General features: G+C 61.5%; 18 protein-coding genes. 6 read left to right on the top strand and 12 right to left on the bottom strand.

The window, feature by feature from the left end; all coding sequences use genetic code 11:
- Positions 1-277 precede the first annotated feature (277 nt).
- A complete protein-coding gene (locus Pan216_RS15155; RefSeq protein WP_145258981.1) occupies positions 278-1,948 on the top strand; it encodes a hypothetical protein in 1,671 nt (556 codons plus the stop codon).
- Positions 1,935-3,641 (top strand): hypothetical protein, encoded by a 1,707-nt coding sequence (locus Pan216_RS15160; protein ID WP_145258983.1) that lies wholly within the window; start codon positions 1,935-1,937, stop codon positions 3,639-3,641. Before Pan216_RS15155 ends, Pan216_RS15160 begins: the two co-directional genes overlap by 14 nt.
- Positions 3,642-3,674: 33 nt before the next feature.
- Here the strand turns inward: Pan216_RS15160 and Pan216_RS15165 are convergent, their stop codons facing one another.
- The 5 genes from Pan216_RS15165 to lexA all read right to left on the bottom strand — a co-directional run bounded on the left by Pan216_RS15165 (position 3,675) and on the right by lexA (position 10,916).
- Positions 3,675-5,390, bottom strand: a complete 1,716-nt coding sequence (locus Pan216_RS15165) for an Hsp70 family protein (protein ID WP_419192562.1) — start codon at positions 5,388-5,390, stop codon at positions 3,675-3,677.
- 112 nt (positions 5,391-5,502) lie between these two features.
- On the bottom strand, positions 5,503-6,912 hold the full coding sequence (gene thrC, locus Pan216_RS15170; RefSeq protein WP_145258986.1) for a threonine synthase: 1,410 nt from the start codon (positions 6,910-6,912) through the stop codon (positions 5,503-5,505).
- Positions 6,913-7,274: 362 nt separating this feature from the next.
- Entirely contained in the window at positions 7,275-8,072 is a 798-nt protein-coding gene (panB, locus tag Pan216_RS15175) for a 3-methyl-2-oxobutanoate hydroxymethyltransferase (RefSeq protein WP_145258988.1), read from the bottom strand.
- 413 nt (positions 8,073-8,485) lie between these two features.
- A complete protein-coding gene (locus Pan216_RS15180) occupies positions 8,486-10,003 on the bottom strand; it encodes a glycine--tRNA ligase (RefSeq protein ID WP_145258990.1) in 1,518 nt (505 codons plus the stop codon).
- 301 nt (positions 10,004-10,304) lie between these two features.
- Complete coding sequence (gene lexA / locus Pan216_RS15185; RefSeq protein WP_145258992.1) at positions 10,305-10,916, bottom strand: transcriptional repressor LexA; 612 nt, start codon at positions 10,914-10,916, stop codon at positions 10,305-10,307.
- Positions 10,917-11,122: 206 nt separating this feature from the next.
- Here lexA and Pan216_RS15190 point away from each other — a divergent pair, with 206 nt between their 5' ends.
- A complete protein-coding gene (locus tag Pan216_RS15190; protein ID WP_145258993.1) occupies positions 11,123-11,935 on the top strand; it encodes a rhomboid family intramembrane serine protease in 813 nt (270 codons plus the stop codon).
- 11 nt (positions 11,936-11,946) lie between these two features.
- On the top strand, positions 11,947-14,220 hold the full coding sequence (priA, locus tag Pan216_RS15195; RefSeq protein WP_419192563.1) for a replication restart helicase PriA: 2,274 nt from the start codon (positions 11,947-11,949) through the stop codon (positions 14,218-14,220).
- Positions 14,221-14,283: 63 nt separating this feature from the next.
- Here priA and Pan216_RS15200 read toward each other — a convergent pair whose 3' ends face one another.
- Together Pan216_RS15200 and Pan216_RS15205 are read right to left on the bottom strand one after the other, a co-directional pair.
- Positions 14,284-14,778, bottom strand: a complete 495-nt coding sequence (locus Pan216_RS15200) for a hypothetical protein (RefSeq protein WP_145258997.1) — start codon at positions 14,776-14,778, stop codon at positions 14,284-14,286.
- Between the two features lie 286 nt (positions 14,779-15,064).
- Positions 15,065-15,979 carry a thiamine-phosphate kinase gene (locus tag Pan216_RS15205; RefSeq protein WP_145258999.1) on the bottom strand — a complete coding sequence of 305 codons (915 nt, stop codon included), beginning with the start codon at positions 15,977-15,979 and terminating at the stop codon, positions 15,065-15,067.
- 541 nt (positions 15,980-16,520) lie between these two features.
- Here Pan216_RS15205 and trpE point away from each other — a divergent pair.
- A complete protein-coding gene (trpE, locus tag Pan216_RS15210) occupies positions 16,521-18,035 on the top strand; it encodes an anthranilate synthase component I (protein WP_145259001.1) in 1,515 nt (504 codons plus the stop codon).
- Positions 18,036-18,352: 317 nt separating this feature from the next.
- Positions 18,353-19,249, top strand: coding sequence for a LysR family transcriptional regulator (locus Pan216_RS15215; protein ID WP_145259003.1), 897 nt, complete (start codon positions 18,353-18,355; stop codon positions 19,247-19,249).
- A 34-nt stretch (positions 19,250-19,283) separates the two neighbouring features.
- Here Pan216_RS15215 and Pan216_RS15220 read toward each other — a convergent pair whose 3' ends face one another.
- The 5 genes from Pan216_RS15220 to Pan216_RS15240 all read right to left on the bottom strand — a co-directional run bounded on the left by Pan216_RS15220 (position 19,284) and on the right by Pan216_RS15240 (position 23,872).
- Entirely contained in the window at positions 19,284-20,498 is a 1,215-nt protein-coding gene (locus Pan216_RS15220; protein ID WP_145259005.1) for an acyltransferase family protein, read from the bottom strand.
- Between the two features lie 568 nt (positions 20,499-21,066).
- A complete protein-coding gene (locus Pan216_RS15225; protein ID WP_145259008.1) occupies positions 21,067-21,660 on the bottom strand; it encodes an SGNH/GDSL hydrolase family protein in 594 nt (197 codons plus the stop codon).
- A gap of 71 nt (positions 21,661-21,731) precedes the next feature.
- Positions 21,732-22,331 carry a class I SAM-dependent methyltransferase gene (locus Pan216_RS15230; protein WP_145259010.1) on the bottom strand — a complete coding sequence of 200 codons (600 nt, stop codon included), beginning with the start codon at positions 22,329-22,331 and terminating at the stop codon, positions 21,732-21,734.
- Between the two features lie 216 nt (positions 22,332-22,547).
- Positions 22,548-23,015, bottom strand: a complete 468-nt coding sequence (locus tag Pan216_RS15235) for a hypothetical protein (RefSeq protein WP_145259012.1) — start codon at positions 23,013-23,015, stop codon at positions 22,548-22,550.
- A 332-nt stretch (positions 23,016-23,347) separates the two neighbouring features.
- A complete protein-coding gene (locus Pan216_RS15240) occupies positions 23,348-23,872 on the bottom strand; it encodes a cupin domain-containing protein (protein WP_419192564.1) in 525 nt (174 codons plus the stop codon).
- Between the last annotated feature and the right edge of the window lie 32 nt (positions 23,873-23,904).

Below are 23,904 nucleotides of genomic sequence, written 5' to 3' on the forward strand. Positions count from 1 at the left end.
ACGAGGACACACGCTTGCGTGGGCATGCGACGGGGACACATGCTTGCGTGGGCATGACCAAAGAGACATTCGTTGTGCCAACGCATTGATTCAAACGAAAACGCGCCCCCGCAAACGTTGACGCGACCGTTGGTTTTCGTTCACTCGTTGGCTTTCCTCGAACAGACTCCTCCTCGACGCAATCGCGACCCTGTCTTGTCTTTGAGCGCTGGGCTCGGTAGCCTTTGAGGACCGACCGGGAGGGATTCCCGGGAAAACACCTCGAGGGATATGATCCATGCGTCCGAGTTTCCGAACGCTCTGCCTCGTCACCATGCTGGCCGCGCAGGGCCTCTTCGCACCGATTGCTCAAGCCCAGGACCAACCAAAGCCGCTCGCCACCGCGTCGGTGCAGAGCCTCGTGACCTTCAAGGAGCAGTTCAAGTTCCTGCTCAATCTCGGCGATGCTCCCGACTTGGCCGAACAGGTCGAGAGCTTCATGTCCTTCGGGGTCATCGAGCGGGGAATCGGTCTCGATACCAAACGTCCCTTCGGCATTTCCGTCTGGATGGACAAGGATCGCCCCGATGGTCGCATCTGGGTGCCGATCAAGGCGGGTGGTCAAGCGGAGAACATGTTCAAGAGCCTCCCGATGCGTCCACAGAAGGGAGCGACCGGCATCTACCAACTGCTGCTGCCTCCCCCCTTCCCGCCGCTCTTTGTCAAGTTTGGCGAGCAGTGGGCCTACGGAGCTCTCTCCCCAAAGACGTTGATCCCCATGGACGGCATCAATCCGCTGCCGATGCTCAAGGAGCGTCTCGGCAAGGACGACATCGAAGTGAGCTTCGACCTAAGCGCCGTTCCCGCCCCGTTGATGGAGCAGTTTCAGCAGGGCTTTGAAATGGGGCTCAAGGAGAAAGTCGAGGAGTTCGAGCCCAAGAGGCCGGGCGAGAGCGAGATCTCTTTCCGGGCACGGCAGCTCGGTTTGCAAACCTTCATCACCACGATGAAGATGCTCGTCTCCCAAGGCCAGAAGCTTCGTCTCTTCTATCGTCTCGCGCCGGCGACGCAGTCGCTCGACTTCGGCGTGGACCTTTCCGCCAAGCCGGGAACTCCGCTGGCGACCGGTTTCGAGTTGCTGCACGCCTTTCACGGCCGCTTCTCGGGCGTCAAGAACGAAGCGGCCCCGATGGCGTTCATGGTCGGCGTGCCGATCCAGGGCCCCCTTCGCGAACTCTCGCTGCTGTTGATCGACGAGGCGAAGAGAAAAGCGGACGAGGAAGCGGCGAAACCCAACGGCGCCACGATGGCGCAGCAAGTCCGCACCCTCCTGGGCCCGCTGCAAAAGACCGTCGATGAAGGACGCTTCGATCTGCGGCTCACCGTCGGCGGCAAGCAAGACAAGCCGAACATCGGGGTCTTTGTCGGTGTTGCGGAGAGTCGGACCTTCGTGAAGGTCTTTGCCGACATCATCAAGCAGGAGAATTCGCCCCAAACCAAGACGATCAACCAACAGCAGGACGGCTTCGAGGTCTTCGTCTCCACGGAGTTCCAAGCCGCCCCCGAGGGCAAGGGCCTGGAGAAGTTCCAAGTCGGGCTGGCCGGGAACGAAAAGACGCTCCTCTTCTTCACCGGACAGGCCGACGCGCTGACCCAGATCAAGCAGATGATCGCCGAGTTCCAAGCCCAGCAGAAGCCCTCCTCGACCCCGTTGGTCGAGTTTCAGATGGACTTGCGTAGCTTCACCAAGCAAGTCGGTTGGGATCGAGCCGAGATGGACCCGCAGATGCAGCAGATCATGACCGACGCGGTCAACCGAAAGGACCTCGACCCGATCGTCTCGCTCGCCCTCCACGCGACCCCCACCGGCTTGCAACTCCGGCTTCACGGCGGCGGCGTCGCCCTCGCCTTCCTCGCCAAGAACTTCGCCATCGGCTTCCGAGAAGGAATGGGCAATGCTGGGCAGTAGACCGCTAGGACGCTATCGTCGCGTCATTGCTGTTTTCACAATCCTCGTTGCCGGTGGCACCAGCATCGGCGACGACAATCCCCCCGGTCCCGACGCGCCGATCCTGACGGTGACCGCCAAGAGCCTGCAAACCTTCAAGGATCAAGCCAGCTATCTGCTCAAGCTCGGCGATCGTCCCGATTTGGCCCAGCAGCTTGACGCGATCATGTCCCTTGGCGTGGCCGAACGTGCGTTCGGTGTCGATACCAAGCGGCCGCTCGGCGCGACATTTCGTTTTGAGGACAAGACGTCCGTCGCGCGGCTCCTCGTTCCGGTTGCCGACGAAGGCCAGGCGCTACGACTGCTTGAGAGTCTTCCCTCCAAGCCAAGAGAGATCGGAAAGGGAATCTTCAGCCTCTCGCCACCGCGTCCCTTGCCAGAGATCTACTTTCGTCTGGGGAAGGGCTGGCTGGTCGCGGCCACGACAGTGAAGGCTTCGAAGTTGCCTTCCGAGGATCCCAACGAGGACTTGCTCACTCGCGTCGGTGATGCGGACTTGGTGGCAACGCTCGACATTCAAGCCGCCCCGGAGTGGGCCAGAGAGGACATCGTCCATCGCGCGGAGCAGGTATTTGCCAAAGCCATCAATAGCTTTGGTCGTCCGCCGTCACCGCTTGAGCTTCTGGGAATGGCGCTGCTAACGGCGCAAATGAACTACGGAGTCGACTTTCTGCGCGCGGGAGACGAGATTCGTCTCGCGTACCGCTTCGACCAGGAGAATGGGAACATTGCCCTCACGATCGACGCGACGGCATTGGACGAATTTCGATACGCCGAGTTCATCAAGACACTCGACAACACGCAAGGGCGTTTGACGCACCTTTTGGATGAAGCGACACCCTTCGCCCTAGTGGTTGGCGTCCCCGTGAAGGGACCGATCAAGGAGGGATTGATCAACCTCGACGCCTTCCTCCAAAGTGACGCCAAGCACTCTCGCCAGTTGGCGGAGGAGAGAAAGGACGCCCGACGCCAGTCGACTCTCACCACATGGGCGCAGATTGTCCAGATCTACTCCGATCTCGTGCAGGATCGCATGAAGGCGGGAACTGTGGACTTCGCGTTCCTCGTCGATGGCGAGAACGGAAAATTGGAGTACAGTTCCGTTCTTGAAACCTCACGTGGCCGAGAGTTCGCAACCCAATTCAGCGAAACCTACGATGCCTACTTCCGCAGCCGAATCGACGAGTATGCTCCAAGGAAAGCGACCGAACATCGCGAATTCTTCGTTCGACAACACCGGCCAATCGAGCGCGAGATCGATGAATATTACGTCGACGATTTCGCCACGGCGGGATCGGAAACGAAGCTCATCCACGTTCACGTCTGCGATGATGGAGCGCTAGCCATCCAGGAACAGATCAACTTTCTTCATGAAGTCTCGCCACGAAAGTCCGACGCCATCGTTCGTCTCCACGTTGATGTCTCGGCGCTATGCTACGCGCTGGGGTTCATGAATCCCGAGACCATTTGGCGCCTCAAAGACATGGACAATAGGATTAGGACCGTCATGGCGCGACGGGACCTCGACTTCAAGCTCGATGCCTCGATTCGCGGCCACGAAGGGGGCCTTCGCCTGGTGATTGATGCAAACAAGGGCGTCTTGGCGTTGATCGGCAGAGCATTGACCATCCAACTTGGCGAAGCTGGCCGATAACCATCCCGTGCAACATGTGGAGCGACGTCCTACTCACCCTTTCTTCGGGGGTGTCTTCTTCGAGACGTTGGCGGTGGTGATTTTACTCGGGGGGAGAGCGGCGCGGGATTTGGAGACGTCGGGATCCTCGGCGCCGCTGGCGCCGCGATCCTTGAAGCCGTTGTCGGCGTTGAAATCGCCGATCAACTCGCTGGCCCAGTCCTCGAGCTCCGCGTCGCTGATCTTCTGGTTGCGGTCGATCTCGAGCTGGAACGGCTCGGAACCCTTCACCGCGGCCTCGACGAAGATCCGACCATCCCGCCGGTACGCGAAGGTAATCGTCACCGGCCAGTCGGCGGGCAAGTTCTTCGGCAACCCCACCAAACGGCACTCGCCGATCAGCGCGCAGTCCTCCGGCGAGTGCGACTCCCCTTCGACGATCTGGAAGAAAATCTTCGACTGTCCGGTCGATTTCGTGCGGAATACCTTACTGTTTGAGTGCGGAATGGGCGTGTTTTTGGGAATAATGACCGACACTTTGCGCCGATTCGTCTTCCGATCCCAGCCCACGACTCCCATCGAGTGCGAGTTGACATCGGTGATCTTCGCGAGCAGCTTCTTCTGGCGAACCTTCTCGGTGATCTCGGTCGACTCCTCCGACCCCCAGAGCATCTGAGCGTAGAGGGCCGCTCCCTGGGCCACCGCGAGATCGGGCGAGACCGTTCGGCTCGGTTCGATCCCGGTCAGGTCCACGAGCATGTCGTGCACCATCGGCATCCGCGAAGAGCCCCCCACCAGCAGGATCGCGTCCATCTTGTCCCAATCCATCTTCGCTTCCATCATTACCAGCTCGCACGTCAGCCGGGTCCGTCCAAGTAGATCGGCGGTGATGGAACGAAAGTGATCGCGGGTGATGTCCCCGTTGAGCTTCTTCCCCTGGTAGTTGAGCCGTAGCGTCGAGCGTTCGCGCTGACTGAGGGTCCTCTTCAAATCCTCGACTTGCTGCGTCAGGTCCGCCATCACCTCGGCATCCTCCGCGAGGTTCAACTCGAACTCCGCATGAAATGCCTGGATCGCGTCCTTGACCAGCCGCATGTCCCAGTCCTTGCCGCCGAGCTGGACGTCGCCGTCGCAGACGAGGGCCTGGAAATGGCGGTCCTTGATCCGCATCAGGGTGACGTCGAAGGTGCCGCCGCCCAAGTCGTAGACGAGGAGGTGAAACTGTCCGGGGATCTTGGTCTGAACTTGGGAGATCTCCGCCTTCTCGGTGAAAGCGCCCATTTCGAACCCGAACGCCAGCGCCGCGGCGGTTGGCTCGTTGAGGAGTTCGACTTGCTCAAGACCCGCCATGTGGGCGGCGTCGATCGTCGCTTTACGCCTCGGCTCGTTGAAGTAGGCCGGCACCGTGACGACCGCCCGTTTGAACGGTCCGACGCTGGCTTGGGCATCCTCGATGAGCCGGTGGAGAATGACGCCGGAGATCGCCGAGGGAGGAAGCTTCTTGTCGCGAATCGGCTTGTGGTAGAACTCCTTGCCCATCTCGCGTTTGACGAGATCGACCATGTGCTCGGGATCGGAAAGACCCGCCTTGAGGGCTTCCTTACCGACGATCGCCGGTCCCTTTTCCTCAAAGTAGACCACGCTCGGGGTGGTGAGATCGCCGTCGCCGTTCTGGAGACAGGAAGGCCGACCGTGGGGGTCGATCGTCGCCACCGCACAGTAGGTGGTTCCCAAGTCGATGCCAATCAGTGGGCCATCCTGATCGGGCATGCAGCGGTCTCCCATGAGAGATGGAATCGTCGGAAAAGTACCAGCAAGCAGCTTACCGCCGAAGGGATTCGCGTCAATGCAACCCGTCCGGTCCCCCAGGGAGCCAAAGGGGCTAGACGTTCAGTTCGATCGCTTTGATGATCTCGTTGAGATCGTTGGCGGCCTGAACCGGGCGATTGGCGTGTTGGGCCCGTTTGACGCCCCGCTGGACGAGGACCTCGTTGAACAAGTCGCGATCGCCACTGTGGTAGGCGACGGTCACGGTCGGATCCTTGAGCTGGTGGCCGGTCAGAACACAGACCACGCGATCGCTGGGAGCGATGATCCCCTGATCGCGCAGAATCTTCGCGCCCGCGACGCTCGCGCCGCTGGCCGGTTCGCAACCGAGCCCCCCTGCTCCGACCATCGCCTTCGCGTCGAGGATCTGTTGATCGGTCGCTTCCCGCACGACGCCCGAACAGGCATCGAGCGCCCGGAGGCACTTGGGCAAGTTGACGGGCCGATTGATCTCGATGGCGCTGGCAATCGTCGAGGCCCGGGCGTTTCGCTCGGTCATGTCGTCGAAGAACTGATCGACCAGTTCGTCATCGCCGTAGCCGTCGTGCCAACGGAGCTGACGCTCCTCATAGAGTTGATACAGCGTGTTGGCCCCGGCCGCGTTGATGACCGCCAGCCGCGGCATGCGGTCGATCAGCCCAAGTTCCTTCAGTTCGATGAAGGCCTTGCCGAAGGCGCTGGAGTTGCCGAGATTGCCTCCCGGTACGACGATCCAGTCGGGAACCTCCCAATTGAGCCCCTCGAGGACCCGGTACATGATCGTCTTCTGGCCTTCCAGGCGGAAGCCGTTGACGCTGTTGACCAGATAAATGCCCAGTCGGCGCGAGACCTCCTGAACCGCGGTCATCGCGTCGTCGAAGTCGCCGGCGATCTGAACCGTCAGGGCGCCGTGATCGAGCGCCTGGGCGAGCTTCCCGTAGGCGATCTTGCCGCTGCCGACGAAGATAATCGCCTTCATCGATCCGTGCGCGGAACAGAAAACCGCCAACGAGGCGCTCGTGTTGCCGGTACTCGCACAGGCCGCCCGGCGCGCGCCGACGATGTTGGCGTGCGTGAACGCGGCGGTCATGCCGTTGTCTTTGAAGCTCCCCGACGGGTTCATCCCCTCGTACTGCAGGTAGAGATTCCCCTCGTCGATGCCGACGTACTTCGACGCCCGAGCGGAGTTGCGCATCAGCGTCTGGCCTTCGCCGATCGTGACGACGTACTCGGGGGCGGCAAACGGAAGCAGTTCGTGGAAACGCCAAACACCGCTAAAGGCGAGCGGGTCGTTGCGCCGACTCCACTTCGCTTCGAAATCCTTGAGCGAGCCGGGGACGGGCAAGCGGTCCCAATCGTAGACCACATCGAGCAGCGAGGAGCACTCCGGACAGCGGACATGACCATCGGTAATGCCGAATTCCTTCCCGCAGCGCGGGTTGATACAGCGTTGGAAGGAAACATCGGTCTTCAGTGAAATGCCCATGAGACGGTCATCGACTCCTGGTAGTGTCCCCGACAAGCCATGGCGACACTCTAGATTGGTCCGGGATCCATTGCAACTCGCGTTCTGCCATCGGGTTGCTATCGAGCAGAGGCGTTGGAGGCGAATCGCCGTCCGCCACCGCTCGATGTCGTCATTGTATCAGATCGGCGGGGAGGGCCAGTCGGAGCGACGTTTCTCCTAGGGAGGTTCCTCGCGAGGCCGACGGCTACGCTCCCCTTTTCCACACTCCGAGCGATCGACCGGAGCGGCTATCCCCAAATCGTGGTTGCCGAAAGCGCCTACGAACCGGATCACGCACGTAGTACGGAATCCGGGGGACACGGTCAGGAGAGGGTTGTCGGCTAGCGGTAGCTGTTGTCGGAGGAGGGGAAGGTTCCCTCCTTCACTTCCCGGATGTACGCATCGACTCCCTTGGAGAACTCCGTGCGCAGATCGGCGAAGCGTTTCACAAAGCGAGCGGTGAAGTCGTCGTTCAGCCCGAACGCGTCCTGCCAGACCAAGACTTGGCCGTCGCAATGAGGCCCGGCGCCGATACCGATGGTGGGAATGTTCAGCGCCTCGGTCACCGCTCGTCCCAATTCGAGGGGGACCGACTCGAGCACGACCGCGAAGGCCCCAGCGTGTTCGATCGCCTTCGCGTCCGCCAAGATAGCTTCGGCGTCGCGCTGGACGTGGTAACGTCCGAGCCGCCGGATCGACTGCGGCGTCAGTCCGATATGCCCCATCAAGGGAATCTCGGCATCGACGATCGCCCGGATTGTCTCGGCGCGAACCACGCCCCCTTCGAGCTTGACCGCGTCCGCCCCGCCCTCCTTGATCAGCCGGCCGGCGTTGCGAACCGCTTCGTCGACGCCGGTGTGGTAGCTCAAAAAGGGCATGTCCCCGACGACGAGAGAGCGTTTCGCCCCTCGGGAGACGAGACTGGTGTGATAGACCATCTCGTCCATCGTCACCGGAAGCGTCGAGTCGTGACCCTGCACAACCATTCCGAGCGTGTCCCCGACCAGGAGACAGTCGACGCCCCTCTCGTCGAAGAGCTGGGCGGTCGGATGGTCGTAGGCGGTCAGGACAGTGATCTTCTCCCCCGATTCCTTGCGGGAGACGAAGACCGGGACCGTGACTTTCTTCGTGGACGCCATGCTGCTATTCGTGCCTATCGTTGGCTGGAACAACGCCCAGCAACTCCTCTCTTGGGTATCCCAGATCGCGCGTCAACCTGGGCATGCGAAGCACACGAGCGCGCCGGTCCATTCCGATTTTCAAGTGCCACTGACTGCTTGTCGGCCAGTGCCAAGAGGTTAGCTCTACGCCACCGCAATCGTTAAGTCGGACCAGAGCACCAGGCTTCGTCTCAATAGTCGGTCGTCGGCCCGAGACTGGGCGAATCGGCGCGGGGCGAGGACGGCGAAGCAGGCGAATCCACTGGATTCGTCGATGCAGCCTGACTAAACCCCGTGCCAATGCAACCAGTCGAAGCCAGAGCCGACTTTTGAGACGGAGCCCAAGGCCAAATGGTGGGTCGAGACCCACCCTATGAACAACAACGCATCGCCTACGCGTTGATCCGTTCGGCGACTTGGGCTTCGAGTTCGTCGACCGCGACGCGGGTCTGCTCGGTGGAGTCCCGATCGCGAAGCGTCACGGTCCCATCGTCGAGCGTTTGGCCGTCGATCGTCACGCAAAACGGCGTGCCCGCTTCGTCCTGTCGGCGATAGCGTCGACCGATCGCTCCCTTGTCGTCGAAGAAGACGCTCCAACGCTTGCGGAGCCGACGATAGATCTCGGCCGCTTTCTCCGGCATGCCGTCCTTCTTGACCAAGGGAAGAACGGCCACCTTGATCGGTGCCAGCTTCGGATGAAACTTCATCACCGTCCGCTTCTCGCCACCAATCTCGTCTTCGGTGTAGGCCTCGCACAAAAAGGCGAGCGTCGCCCGATCGGCGCCGGCGGAGGGCTCGATCACGTACGGCACGAAGCGCCGCTTCTCCTTGTCGGCGATTTGGTCGTCGAAGAACTGCAGGTCTCGGCCGCTGTACTCCATGTGCTGCTTGAGGTCGAAGTCGGTTCGGTTGGCGATGCCCTCGAGCTCGCTCACACCGAAGGGGAACTCGTACTCGACGTCGGCACAACCACTGGCGTAGTGAGCCAGTTCGTCGGCGCAGTGCTCTCGGAGGATCAGCCGTTCGCTCTTCAGTCCGAGATCCACATACCACTTGTAGCGCCGCTCGCGCCAGTGCTCGTACCACTGGTCGGCATTCTCGGCGGTGCAGAAGAACTCGATCTCCATCTGCTCGAATTCACGGCTGCGGAAGGTGAAGTTTCTCGGGTTGATCTCGTTGCGAAACGACTTGCCGATCTGGGCGATGCCGAAGGGAATCCGGACCCGCGCGGTGTCGCAGACGTTCTTGAAGTTGACGAAGATGCCCTGGGCGGTCTCCGGACGCAGGTACGCGACGCTCGAACTGTCCTCGAGGGCGCCGACGTGCGTCTTAAACATGAGGTTGAAGGCGCGCGGCTCGGTGAGCGTGCCGGGCTTCGCGACGTCGGGACCGACGACCTTCTCGAAATTCTCCTTGCCGACATCGAGCAAGGGAACGATTTGCAAGCCTTCGAGCGGGGCCTTGGTCTTGAGGAGTTTCGCGAGTCGCTTCTCGGCGCCCTTCTGGGCCTCGTCGTCACCTTCGGCGAAGGCGACCATCGGACCCTCCTTCACGTCGAGCGCGAGAACGACGAGTTGATCGGCCCGGTAGCGTTTCTTGCTCTCGGTGCAGTCGATCATCGGATCGGAGAAGCCACCCACGTGGCCGCTAGCTTCCCAAACGCGGGGATTCATCAGGATCGAACAGTCGAGTCCGACCATCGAGTAGGGAGACGGAGCGCCGGGAAGGACCGCGAGATCGTCATGGCCGACGACCATGTCGTGCCACCAGACATTCTTGATGTTCCGTTTGAGCTCCACGCCGAGAGGACCGTAGTCCCAACAGCCGTTGAGACCGCCGTAGATCTCGCTCGAAGGGAAAATAAAGCCCCGTCGCTTGCACAGTGAGACAAGCTTCTCCATGAGGTCCATGCTTCACACCACTCCCGAATGACCGAAGACCGTCTCTTGGCTCCCCGAACTTCAAAGGGAACACTCTAGTTGCTCCCCCTTGGCCAAGGGGGGACGTCAAGCTGCTCCCCTTGGACAAGGGAAACGCTCCTTGATCTCATTCTCGAAGGAGGGACGTCGAATCGCTCCCTCTGGTCAACGTTCTAGGAATGCGGACACGTGGAAGCTTGAAGAGGTTCCCAAGGAAGGCAAAAGAGAGCTAACCCGCACCGATGTTCGGACAGGAGAAATGCTCGAGAGGACGGAGACGTCGCCACGCAGTTCAGCGGACGTGGTCAAACGTCCGAATGACCCCGACGACAATGCCCAGGATGTCGACTTGGTCGGCGTAAATCGACTCCATCTCGCTGTTGGCGGGCTCGAGACGGAAACGCCCCTGCTCCTTGTAGAAGCGTTTGAGCGTCGTTTCCTCTCCGTCGACCAGGGCGACGACGATCTGACCGTTGCGTGCCGTCTCCTGCTTGTGAACGATCACGTAGTCGCCTTCGTCGATGTGATCCTCGATCATCGACTGCCCCCGGACCTGGAGGGCGTAGTGCGATTCCGAGGAAAAAAGGTCGCCGAAGTCGATCCGCTCGGTCTGCTCGTAGGTCTCGATCGGCGAGCCGGCGGCGATCACCCCCGCCAAGGGGATGCCGGGAGCCATCGCCTCGTCCTCGACCAACGAGATCGCCCGCGACATGTTTGGCTCTCGCTTGATGAGCCCCTTCTTCTCGAGCGCCTGAAGATGGCACATCACGCCGTTGGGAGACTTGATCGAAAAGACGGTCGCGATCTCTCGCACCGTCGGACCATAGCCGCGTGACCTGATCTTCTCCGCGATCAAGTCGTAGACCTCTTGCTGACGCTGGGTGAGTTTCGGTCGCGCTGCCATGCCCGTATCCTCCCTGAACCGCGCAGGAACGGCCTCCACTTCCCTTCATGGATCGGCTCGACAATCGATGCGAGCCCGGGCCTCCCTGCTGTACGTCAGTATATTGGACGGCTGTTCACGATCAACGCCAAAGTGGACAAAATGTTCATGAAACTGACCTTTGAGCAACGGAGACATCCGACGGCCCCTTGTGTAACGTGAAAGGTATGCCGGTCTGCGTCGAATGTGGTGTTGAAGCTCCTCGCGAGGAGATGTTTGGGCTCAAGGAAGAGCTGCGCTGCCAGAAATGTGTCCAGCGCCACCGCGATGTCTATCGGCCTTTGCGACAGCATTCGCGAACCCTCCCTCCCGCGGTCGTCGTCGGCATCTGCGTCGTCTCTATCGCACTCTATCTGATCCCCCAGCTTCACGATTGGCTCGTCGACCAGCCGATCGACATCTGGAAGGGCGAGATCTGGCGGTTCGCGACGACGGTCTTTCTCCACGCCAGCCCGATGCATCTCGTGTTCAACCTTCTCGCGTTCTGGTACTTCGGACGCGATGTCGAGAGCTGGATGGGACACTTTTTCTTTCTCGGCTTCGTCCTGCTGACGGGAGTTGGCTCGATGGCGGCCGAGTTCCTCCTCTCGGTCGGCCCTGCCGTCGGACTCTCGGGAGTCGTCTACGCCCTATTCGGACTGCTCTTCGCACTGAAGCGGCGCAAGGACTTCGCGATTGCCCTGCTGGCCCCCAATGTCGTTTGGATCATGTTCATTTGGTTGGGGCTATGCCTGCTGATGCCCGGCGTGGCCAATGCGGCGCATTTTGGTGGCTTCGGGCTCGGCTGGCTCCTTGGCCGGGCGACGCAGTTGAGGAAGGCCTGGATCCCGATCGCGGGTCTTGTGCTCGTTGTTGCCGCCATGGTCGGGGCCTCGACGTACATGCCGTGGAATGACACTTATCGGGCATGGCGACAGACCCAGCGCATCATCGATCTGTTCAACAACCATCCGGCCATCAAGAAACCTCCCATCGACTGAGGCGACAAGACGTGGCCCGCTCTCAGCAACGCAAGCTCTTTGACGAGGCCAAGCTGCCTCCCGAAGACGAGGACGCGGGGCTCTACGCCCAGGTCGTCTTCAATCGTCCGCTGCGCGAGAGCTTCACCTACGCCATTCCGGTCGACATGGTCGGCAAGATCCTCGCCGGCAAACGGGTCCTCGCTCCCTTTGGCCGGGGAAACAACCGCACCACCGGGTTCTGTGTCGGCGTCAGCGAGGAGCCTCCCACGACCCAGAAGCTCAAGTCGATCGCCGCGGTCCTCGACGAAGCCCCCTTGCTCACCCCCTCGATGCTTCGGCTCACCAAGTGGATCGCGGACTATTACGCTTGCGGCTGGGGCCAGGTCCTCGACGCCGTCCTGCCCCACGCGGTCAAGCAGCGAAGCGGCACCCGCTGGACGGTCTTCCTTCAACCAGTTCCCGAAGAAAAACGACCCGAGGCCAAGCTTACCGCCAAGCAGCAGCGTGCCTTCGAATCCCTGATCGACCTCAAGCGGCCGGCGACCATCAAGGAACTCGCTCAATCGGCCCGCTGCGGCGCCGACTGCATCAAGGCCCTGGTCACCAAGGGATGGGCCACCAGCGAGCGCCGTCGCGTCCACTCGCGGCCGCCGGTCCTGGCGCCGATCGTCTGGGATCGCCCCCGAGCACTCAATCCGCATCAAAAGGCCGCCGTCGACGCGATCGGCGGAGCCATTCGTGACGGGATCGCCAAAACCTTCCTCCTGCACGGCGTTACCGGTAGCGGCAAGACCGAGGTCTACCTTCAATCGATTGCCGAGGTCGTCAAGCTCGGGCGCGAGACGATCGTCCTCGTCCCGGAGATCAGCCTCACGCCGCAAACGATCGAACGTTTCCGGCAGCGTTTCGACGAAGTGGCCGTCCTACACAGCCATCTTTCGGACGTCGACCGTCATTGGCACTGGCAGCGAATCGCGCGCGGCGAGGTCCAAGTCGTCATCGGCGCCCGCAGCGCCCTGTTCGCCCCCTGTCCCAATCTTGGCTTGATCGTCATCGACGAGGAGCACGAGACGACCTTCAAGCAGGAGACGACGCCTCGCTATCAAGCCCGCGACGTCGCCGCCCAGCGCAGTCGCCTCGAAAACGTCCCGCTCATTCTCGGCTCGGCGACGCCTTCGTTGGAAAGTTGGCTCGCCGCGCGACAGAGGCGGATCGAGCTTCTCTCACTTCCCGAACGGGTCGAAAACCTGCCGATGCCGCGCGTCACGACCGTCGACATGAGGCACGAGTACCGTTCGGGTGCCAGGGCTCTCAGCGGGGTGCTCCGCCGAGCGGTCATCGAAACCGTCGACGCCAAGGGGCAAGTGATCCTCTTTCTCAATCGCCGCGGTTTCTCCACGACGATCCTGTGCCCTTCATGCGGGCACGTCGAGAGCTGCGAGCACTGCGAGATTTCGCTGACCTTTCACAAGAAGCTCGATCGGCTGCTGTGCCATTTCTGCGACGCCGAGTTCCCCGTCCCGTCGCGCTGCTCGAGCTGCGGCTTGCCGTCGATCCGCTATGCGGGTATCGGCACCGAACGGCTCGAGGAGGAAGTGACGGCGCTCTTCCCAAACTACCGCTGCGCCCGCATGGACAGCGACACGATGCGTTCGGCGCCGCACTATGACAAAGTGCTGACCGCCTTCCGCCGGGGAGAGATCGACATCCTGCTCGGAACGCAGATGATCGCGAAGGGTCTCGACTTCCCCAACGTCCATCTCGTCGGAGTCGTCACCGCCGACACGGGACGCAACATTCCCGACTTCCGGGCTTCGGAGCGGACGTTCCAACTCATCGCCCAGGTCGCCGGTCGTACCGGGCGCGGGCAGACGCCGGGACGAGTTCTGGTGCAAACCTTCAACCCCGACGACCCGGCCATCCTCGCGGCGACCAAGCACGACTATCATCGCTTCGTGAACGAGGAGATGCCGACGCGCAAGGAGTTCGGCTATCCGCCTTTCGATTCGCTGATGAGGGTCATCGTGCGGGCGAAGGACGAAGAGGTGGCCCGCCACGCGAGCAAGATCCTCGCGGCACGGTTTCGGGCGTGTCTTTCGGAGTTCCCACCCGGCGCGGTGCGCGTGCTCGGTCCGGCTCCCGCACCCGTGGCGAAGCTTCGGGATCACTACCGGATGCACTTTCAGGTCCACAGTCGCCAGCCAGCACTACGGCAGAAGCTTCTCGAAATGGCGATCAAAGACCTTCAGCTCCCCGGCGACACGGAATTCACCGCCGACGTCGACCCGATCAGCATGATGTGAGGAATATGCAGAAGAATGGTGGCCGACATGGCGTCAATGTCGGCCACCAAGAGTTAAGGATTGTCAGTTCGCCTGGAGTTGAACGTCAGGCGACTCGAAAGTAACAACCTGTCCCGCAAGGCGCCCAAATGCCGAGACGAGAATCACGTAATCTTTTCCGATCTCAACCGGTTTGGTGTGAAATTGGATCGTCCTGTCAGTCTTGACGAGTTCCCCTGGATTAAGAGGTCGCAAGTCTCTGATGTTTTTCGGCGGCCCATCCCAGCGAACGAACTGTTTCGCCACTTGTTTTCCATCGGGACCAAGCACGATGAGATTGAAGGCCGATTGAGAGAACCCATTCATCTCATCGCCGTTCTCGACAACGATCTCGATTGGGATCTCTGCGAACGTGGTGCCCGCTGTCTTTTGGCCAGGCAGCGCGGTCACCCGCCGTGCAGCTTTAACCGAGAGCTCAACCTTACTTGGGGTAACATCTTCCGCTGCAATTGCAGCGAGTGCCGTTGTTAGGCAGATGAGAGCCCCTACGACCAAGAAAGTCGATGAAACGCGACGCATTAATTCTCCTCCTTGTTCCCAGCGCTAAGCGAGGGGATCTCTCAGCACAAGCCCCGCTCTCTTCCTGCGGCACTGACCAATTACTCCTGCACCATGAAACTCATGGGACGCCAGCTTGGAGCACATCCTTCGACTCCAGGAGCACCACATCTTGTGCTAAAGACAAAACTAACGACATCATCTTGTGGCGCCAAGGACTTTATACCTGAAAACTTGTTCATCGATCCCAAATAATCACCAATCACAATATTTGACCCACCACCATGCGGTCTACCAACATAGCGCACTACCACCTATGAACAAACCCCTCACGCCTCAGCGGCTCCACTCTTAGACCTGACCTGAGAAGTACCTCTGAAGTTCGCGTTGCCTTGCCAACTTCTGAGATATGTGTCCCACTGGAATCAAGCGGCTGCTCCTCCAGCAACTTCTTCGCCTCCTCCTCCGCAAGCGCGAAAAGGAGCTCGAAATCCTCGCCGTCCCCGAGGGCATGCTCTAGCGGCGAGCGATCGTCGGCCGGACCGGACCTGATCGGAATCGCGTCGGCCTCAAGGATCGCGCCGCAGCCGCTCTCGTCGGTGAGGTGAAAGAGGTCGCTGGCGAGGCCGTCGCTCAAGTCGATCATCGCGTGAAGCTCGTACCGCTCGTGCAACAGGAGCGCCTCCCTCACTCGCGGCGTGAATGCGAGATGCTTGCCGTCGAGGCTGTACCCCAATGGCCCCGTCACGCAGAGGACGTCACCCGGCTTGGCCCCCGAGCGAAGCACCGCCCCCTTCTCCGTCACCTCGCCGATCAAGGTCACGCTGACGACGAGACCGTTTGGCGTGGAGTTGGTGTCTCCGCCGATCAGCGTCACGCCGAATCGTTCGGCCGCGGCGGAGAGCCCCTCGTACACCCCTTCGGCGAGCCCTCGCCCCCGGTCCCGAGGCAACGCCACCGCGACGACCGCCCAACGAGGATGAGCCGCCATCGCCGCGATGTCGCTCAGGTTGACGTTCATCGCCTTGCGCCCGACATCGGCGGGCGTGCACTGGGACAGGTCGAAGTGAACGCCCTCGACCAACATGTCGCAGGTCACGACCAGATCGGACGAACCTTTCGTGACGACGGCGGTGTCATCACCGATGCCGACCCGCAGGCGCGGATCGGAAGCGACCTTTTCCCGCAGCCAGGCGATGAAATCCCATTCTCCTCGTGCCAAGGGTGGCTCCTCGTCGGTGGTCGAAGTGATCGTGCGTGTCCCGAGTATTGTGGTCAGGAGACAGCCCACGAGTAGGCCCTGGCGACCAAGCGGAGGGAATCCGTCAATCCGGCCACCTCCTCCCAGGTGATGATCGAGGGACACCACTTTCCGTAGGTCAAGCCATTGCCTGACAACGAGTTACCAGAGAGCGATGCGTGAACCGCGACCAGAGCCTACTGGGACTGGTGACTTCAGTGCTCCTTGCAACTCGCGTCCGGTAATGGCTTGACCTACAGGGGCATTCCTCACCTCTCCCACGGGGAGAGGTCGGTGAGCGAAGCGAGACGGGTGAGGGGATGAAACGCTCTGAAACAGATGGCGGTTCGCCGAAGAAGAGCCCCCTCACCCCTAGCCCCTCTCCCACGGGGAGAGGGGAATCTTGCAACGTGGCGTTCGGAAACTGACCCGCGGAGAGGGGAACATTTCGACGAAGTGGCGCGGAGAAAGATCGAAAAATCGCATATAACGGTCCGATTGGCACAAAGTCTTGACGAGAACGATGGCGCATTACCCTGATTTGACGACCTTTGGCGAACTGGCCGCGGACCACAGCGTGGTGCCGGTCTATCGTCAACTCTTTAGCGATACCCTCACTCCCGTCTCCGCCTTCGCGCGGCTCGACGCCGGGGATTGGTCCTTCCTCTTCGAAAGCGTCGTCGGCGGCGAGAAAGTCGGACGCTACAGCTTCATCGGCGGTTGGCCTTTCTTGCGGTTCGAAGCCAAGGGCAACGAGGTGACGCTCGAGGACGCCGACGGCCCCCGAACCCACACCAGCGAGGCTCCGCTCGAAGAACTCAACGCGTTAATCGCGAAGTATCGTGCCCCGCACTTGCCGGGACTTCCCCGCTTCACCGGCGGCGCCGTCGGCTATGCCGGCTACGACGCGATCCGCTACATCGAGTCGCTCCCCAACGCCCCCACGGACGATCGCGACCTAGCCGATCTCTCGTTCGGCTTCTACGACCAGATGATCGTCTTCGACCACATCACCAAGGTGGTCCTGGTCATCGTCCTTGCCCACATCGACCCCGATGACGTCGAGGGTAGCTACCGCAAGGCCGGCGTCCGCGTCGACGAGCTTGTCGCGACGCTGGACAACCGCGGCGATCACGCGCTCGACTTGGTCGATGTGCCCAAGAAGATCGAACCGACCAGGGAGTTCGCTTCGAATTTCACGCGTGAAGGCTTCATGGCGGCGGTGGAAAAGTGCAAGGAATACATCCGCGCCGGGGACTTTTTTCAGATCGTCCTCAGCCAGCGGTTTCAGTCCGAGACCGAGGCGGACGCCTTCGAGATCTACCGCACGCTTCGGGTCGTCAACCCGAGCCCCTTCATGGTCTACCTGACGACGCCACAAGTGACGCTCGTCGCCAGTTCCCCCGAAATCATGGTCCGCGTCGAGAACGGCTGGATCACCACCCGCCCCCTCGCCGGGACGCGTCAGCGCGGAGCCAGCGACGAGGAGGACCGGGCGCTGGCCGAGGAATTGCTCGCCGATCCCAAGGAGCGTGCCGAGCACATCATGCTGGTCGACTTGGGACGCAATGACGTCGGCCGGGTCTCGGAGTTCGACACCGTCAAGCTCGCCGACGTGATGACCGTCGAACGCTACAGTCACGTCATGCACATCACCAGCAACGTGACCGGGAAACTGCGGAAGGATCTCTCGCCGCTCGATGCACTGTGGGCCTGTTTGCCCGCGGGCACGGTCAGCGGCGCCCCGAAAGTCCGGGCGATGGAGGTGATCGACGAGATGGAACCGCATCGTCGTGGCCCCTACGCCGGGGCGATCGGCTACGTCGACTTCACGGGCAACATGGACACGTGCATCGCGCTGCGAACCCTGGTCATGACCGGCAAGACCGCCTACGTTCAAGCGGGAGCCGGGCTGGTCTACGACAGCGATCCGGCTAGTGAATATAACGAAACACTGAACAAGGCGAAGGGACTTTTCACCGCGATCGAGATCACCGAGCAACGGCTCCGCGATCGCGACCGGAACAGTTCCTCGTAGGGTTGTCCGGTGGGTCTCGGTCCATCAGGTGTTTGTAGGGTGGGTCTTGACCCACCATCGCTGAGGGGCATCCCCTCTGTTGGAGGGAGTGAGGGGCGAGAAGAGCCCCCCCTTAATCCCCCCTTGTCCAAGGGGGGACATTGGGAAACGCTCCCCCTTATCCAAGGGGTCAGAACAGATTGCTCCCCCTTGTCCAAGGGGGAGAAAGAGGGGGTCGAAGGAATCACCCCGCTCGACGGTTCGCACGATTCGGCGTGGGCGATGCCCCTCCCGACGAAGGTGGCTCAAGGCAGTCAGTCGAGGTCCGATCCAGCTCCATGAACACCGAGGCCCTGCGGATCTTCTGTGAAGTCGCCCGGCAGCAGAGCTTCAGCGGCGCGGGCAAGAAACTGCACATCACCCAGTCCGCCGCCAGTCAAGCCGTCCAAAACCTCGAGCGAGACCTCGGCAGGCAACTGATCGACCGCAGCCGCCGTCCGCCCCATCTCACCCCCGCCGGGGAACGCTTCTACGACGGCTGTCGCGAGGTGCTCGATTCACTCGACCGGGCCGTCAACGGCCTGAAGGAACTCGATCACGAGGTCGCCGGCGCGGTGAGCGTCGCATCGATCTATTCGGTCGGGCTCTACCACACCGACGTGATCCGCCGCTTCATGGAGACCTATCCCAAGGCGACGATCCGCTTACAGTACCTACGGCCCAATTTGGTCGTCTCCGCGGTCGCCCAGGATGACGCGACCTTCGGCCTTGTTTCCTACCCGAAGGAGACGCGCGAGCTGGCGGTGATTCCCTGGAAAGAGGAGCGGATGGTCCTCCTCTGCCCCGCATCGCACCGGCTCGCCAAGAAGAAGAAGGTGAAGCTCAAGGAACTCGACGCCGAGCCGATGATCGCCTTCGACCGGGACTTGACGATCCGCAAGCACCTCGACACGATCCTCGATCGCGAGAAGGTCGATTTGCGGATCGCGATGGAGTTCGACAACATCGAGACGATCAAGCAGGCGGTCGAGGTCGGAGCGGGCATCGCGATCCTCCCCGAGCAAACGGTTCGCGACTCGCTCGGCAAGGGAGGCCTCGTCGCCGTCGCCCTCGACAGCAGGGACATGGTCCGTCCCCTCGGCATCATTCACCGCAAAGGCAAGCCGCTCACGCTCGCCGCCCACAAATTCCGCGATCTGCTCACCGGCAAGGTGGGGGAGAACGGGACGGGATAACTCGAAGCGTTTCGGCTCGCGACATTCCCCAAGTTCACTCGCGGCCCAACTCGACCAGGACCGGCAACGCCCGCGATCGTCGTGGGCTGGCGACCTGAATCTCGACCGGAGGGAGTGTCACTTCGGTGGGCGACGACGGCACCCGAGGCACAAACTTGTCCCGGACGCGAAGCATGGGCCGCTCGATACAGCGGTAGGTCACTTCCCCAACCAAGTAGGCCAGCGCGATGTACGCGGCCATTCCTATTCCCCACCGAACCAGCGGAGGCAACGCGTAGAGGATCGTCTCATCCAGCAGGACCTTCACGGTGTCGCGAGCACCGATGATGTGCCAGAGGTAGATACTGTAGCTGTACACGCCCATCCGAGCGGCAAGCTTCGTGAGCCTCGCAAGGGGCGCGAACCGTACGCCTCCATCCTTCGCCAGTCCCAGGGCCCCCGTCAGCATACACGCATAGGCGATCGACAAGACGAGAGGAAAGAGGGTCCCAAGCAGATTCAAACTCGCTCCCATCGTTCGCCAAGGGAGCAGCATCGCCAGACAAACCATCGACGCCGACAGGATGAGCAGCCATCGCCACGCCCCCATTATCCGATCGAAGAACGGGCTTTGCCGATAGTAGAGGTACGCGCACCAGACGCCGGCCCACAACGAGTCAACGCGGAGATGAGTTCGAATCTCCGGGATCCCCGGCGTCGAGAACCAACGTCCCATCGCGGCGGCGCCGAAGATCGCCAAGCTCACCACCGCGAAGGTCCGAGGAGTCGCCTTCGCCAACCCCGCCGAGAGGACGATCGGCAAGAGGAGGTAGAAGTGTTCTTCCACGGCCAACGACCAAGTGTGCGCCGCGTACCGCTGCTGTTCGAAGTAGTTCTGCACCTGGAAATAGCTGGGAACCAGCCCGGCGAGCGATGTTCCACCGACGACGAACATGAGCGAGACAACGAGGAGGAAGAAGTAATACGCCGGCCAGATCCGTAGCCCGCGTCTCAAGAGGAACCGGGGGATGTCGAGCCGACCGGTCTGGTTGATCTCGACGAAGATGAGCCCGCCGACCAGGAAGCCGCTAAGTACGAAGAAGAGATCGACGCCCGTCCATCCGACCATCATCCACGCATGGGAGACGAACGGTTCGGACTCCTTCGATTCGAACTGAATCGCTCGGTGACTGCCCAGTACCAAGAGGATGGCCAGGCAGCGAAGCACGTCGAGTTCCAAGATTCGTCGCTGCGAAGATCGCTCGTTCATCGGGGCGATTTACCTCGGAATGTCTCCGGCAACGATCACTTCCCCTCACGAGGAAGCCGCCCGCGCATACCGGTAGCGCGGTCGCACCACGCGACGCCATCGCCGGCGGCTGATGACAGCCGACCGCGTTGGCGAATTCCTCGCGAACGATCACACGAAGAGGGAGTTCTCAGGAGACGAGAAAAGCCCCACGCCCTCGCGGGAAGCAAGTCGCCGACGGAGCGGACTCCGCGGCGCAACTTCACGCGCATGACACAGGCGTCTTGACGATAGTTATTGGCTCATCGGTTCGATCCCATCGCTACGACTGGGTCGATGTCGCTCATGCGGACACCGCATCAACGCGGCCGGCTCCAGAGCGGTCCAGCAACGCTTCTCGGGTCAACGACGATAGCCGTCACCCTGGCACGCCTCGCACGATGCACGTTTGTTCCCACAACGAACCAACCATACTACACGATTTGGAACACAACAAATCATGGACAGAAAATATTGAGAGAAACGTCCCGACGGCAACATCGCCGAAGCGATAAATCGAGGAAAGAGGTTTGTCCGGCGCCGCCGCCAACTACCTCACCACCATCGCCCCAATCGCCCGCGCGATCTTCATGCCGCCTTGTTCGGAGGGCTCGATGGGAGAAATGGCGGCGTAGTCGCTCGGCTCGGCGCATACCAGGCGAAGGTCGAGCAGCGGGATGCCCGCGGCGCCAAGTTCCTTGGTGATCACGTCGTTGAAGAGCGAAAGGGCCATCGACTCGACCGCCGAGAGCCCCGGCACCGCGTCGTAGATCGTGCAGCCGATCGTCGGGAGCCGTCGACCGTGGACGGCGTCGAGCATCGAGCGGTAGTGGTCGCGAAACTCGCGCTGCGCCGCGACCAGTTCCGAGAGGGTTCGGCGCGAATCGCCGACCGGTCGGCTCACGATCGGCGCGTACCCGAGGGCGTTGTTGCCGCCGGCGCTGATCACCAGATGGGTCGCCGTCTCGGGTAGATCCTCGAGTTGGTCGACGACGCCGAGGATCACGTCGCCGTCGCGCGCCAGAAGCGTCACCTCCCATTCGTCGGGAAGGACTTCGCGCAACTGTTCCTCGACCGCGGGAGCCCCTTCGACGTACGCGGCGTTGTCGAAAATCGAGTCGCCTAACAAGACAAGGTGGTACATGGCCCAACTCCCCTCCGATCCCTTGGTGACGACGTCGTCCCATCGGTTGCTTGGACGGGTCGAGGTTCAGCCTACAACTTCTGAGCGATCGCGTAGACGTGAGGTTCGGGAAACTGGTCATATTCGAGGTGACGGCAGACACAGCCGTTCGCGTCGAGGAGTCGAAGGAGTTTCGGCAAGCCCAGCGTCGCGTGATAGAGGGGCTCGCCATGACAGGGGTTCGTCACTTCGCCGGGGCCGTCGAGTCCCCCCGCGGTCATGATGAAGACCCCGCTCGGCGCCAGGGCGCCGCACACCTTCTCGATGACCGCCGGCTGGTCGGCGACCGGCACGTGCCACAGGCTATCCCAAGCGGTGATGAAGTCGTAGCTCTCGGTCAACGGCCACTGACAGATGTCGACATGATGGAACGTCACGTCGGGATGCCGCTCCTTGGCCAGTCGGATCATCTCCGCCGAGACGTCGATTCCTTCGACCTCAAAACCGACCTCGACCAAGAGTTCGATGATTCGTCCGCTGCTTCCACACCCGATGTCGAGGGCACGGCCGGCGGCGACGGCGAACTGCAGCGCCCGATGGTGCTGCGGTAGGCCGTTCTGCTGGTTGAAGTCATCCCCCACCCAGTGAGAGGCGATCTTGTCGTAAGCGGCTCCGGTCTCCTTCGGCTGCATCGGTGTCCCCTTTCCCGATTGACCGGGGCGTTGGTTGGTTGTTCCTGTCGCTCCCTAGCAGTCCGTTGATTTAAGCGGGCCAAGTCGAGAACGAGCCATGTTGGCAAAGATCAAAGAGGAAAAGCGCGGGTGAATCCGTCGATTCGTCGAGTTTCCTTGACGCGGACATTGGTCAAAAGGGCCGTTCGTGGCCGCAGCGAATCGACCAACGGGCTGCTAGGAAGAGGGGATCTGCCGGAACGTCTCCTCGACGATCTCCCGATCGTTGGGATCGCTGATCGCGTCGATCGCCTTTTTGGCCTTCTGGTAAGATTCGGCATACGCCTGCTTCTCTCCCGCCGCGTGGGCGGCGTGAGCGTGGACCGCGTGCGTGAACGCGAGTTCCCAATCGGGCGTCTCGTGCCCGAGGAAGTAGTCGCGCATCTCGTTGGCGTACGCGAGCGCGGTCGGTCCCATGCCAAGCGCCGCGTGGACCTCGGCCAGCAACATCGTCGCCCGCATCCGGTTGATGTCGTCACCGATCAGATGCCAGTGATACGCCGAGGCATGGGCGGCGTTGAGCATCTCCGCATCCTCGGCCCGGGTACGCTTCTTGCTCGAGAGCGTCCACGCGAGGTTGTTGCACGTGGCGGCAAAGGTGCGGTGATACTTGTCGACTTCAGGTTGGTCCCCCGCGTTGGTCATGATCAGCCCCCCTTCATCGAATAGGCGCCGTCTTCAATATTGATCGCTCATGCGCTACTCCGTTTAGAGTCTTGGGCGCCACTACTTAGAGTCTCGGGTGCCACGGACTGCTTGTCAGCCGGTGCGAAGAGATTTGCCCCATACCAACATAATCTTCCACTTGGACCCGAGCACCAGCCCAACGGGATGCAAGTTGTCGCAGCCCCGAAAAACCTCTCGTCATCGCGACCAGTGGTGACTCTCGAGAAGGAGCCTCATCCACACACCATAACAACCGCGGATCAAGACCTAGCGTCATTTCCTGGCATCGCCCCAAGGTGGTACGCGCCGTCTTACGCCGGCATCAGCGGCTTGAGCCGTTCGGCGTGATCGGGGAACTGCGCGAGGAGCTTGGGTTCGGCGAGAATCAAGTCGGCGAAGTCGAAGCCGGGAGCCATCGTCGTCCCCATCAGCGCCCACGAACCACCCTCGATGAGCCGACTTCCCTGCCACGTCGCGGCCGGTACGGCGAACTGGGGCACCTGGTGATGGATAAAATCAGTGCCGAGAACAACGTCCTTGAAAACCCCCGACTCGTCGAGCAACGTCAGTTCGACCGGATCGCCGGCGTAGAAGTGGTAGACCTCGTCGGTCGGCAGGACGTGCAGCGCCGAGTAGGTCTCGGGCGTGTGCATGTAGAATATTGCCGTCCCGGCCGAACGCTCGGCGGGTCCCGAGTAGACTCCCCCGAAGAGCTCGGTCGACAGGCTGTCCTTTGAGCGGTACGTCTCGCGATAATATCCCCCTTCCCCGGGCAAGGGGGAGAGGCCGAGTCGCTCGATGACTTGATCCGCCGTGATCCGGTCCGAAGTTCCCATGACAATCTCTCGCTTGGCGATGTGTCGACCTC

The sequence above is a fragment of the Kolteria novifilia genome, assembly GCA_007748055.1.
Classification (GTDB): domain Bacteria; phylum Planctomycetota; class Planctomycetia; order Kolteriales; family Kolteriaceae; genus Kolteria; species Kolteria novifilia.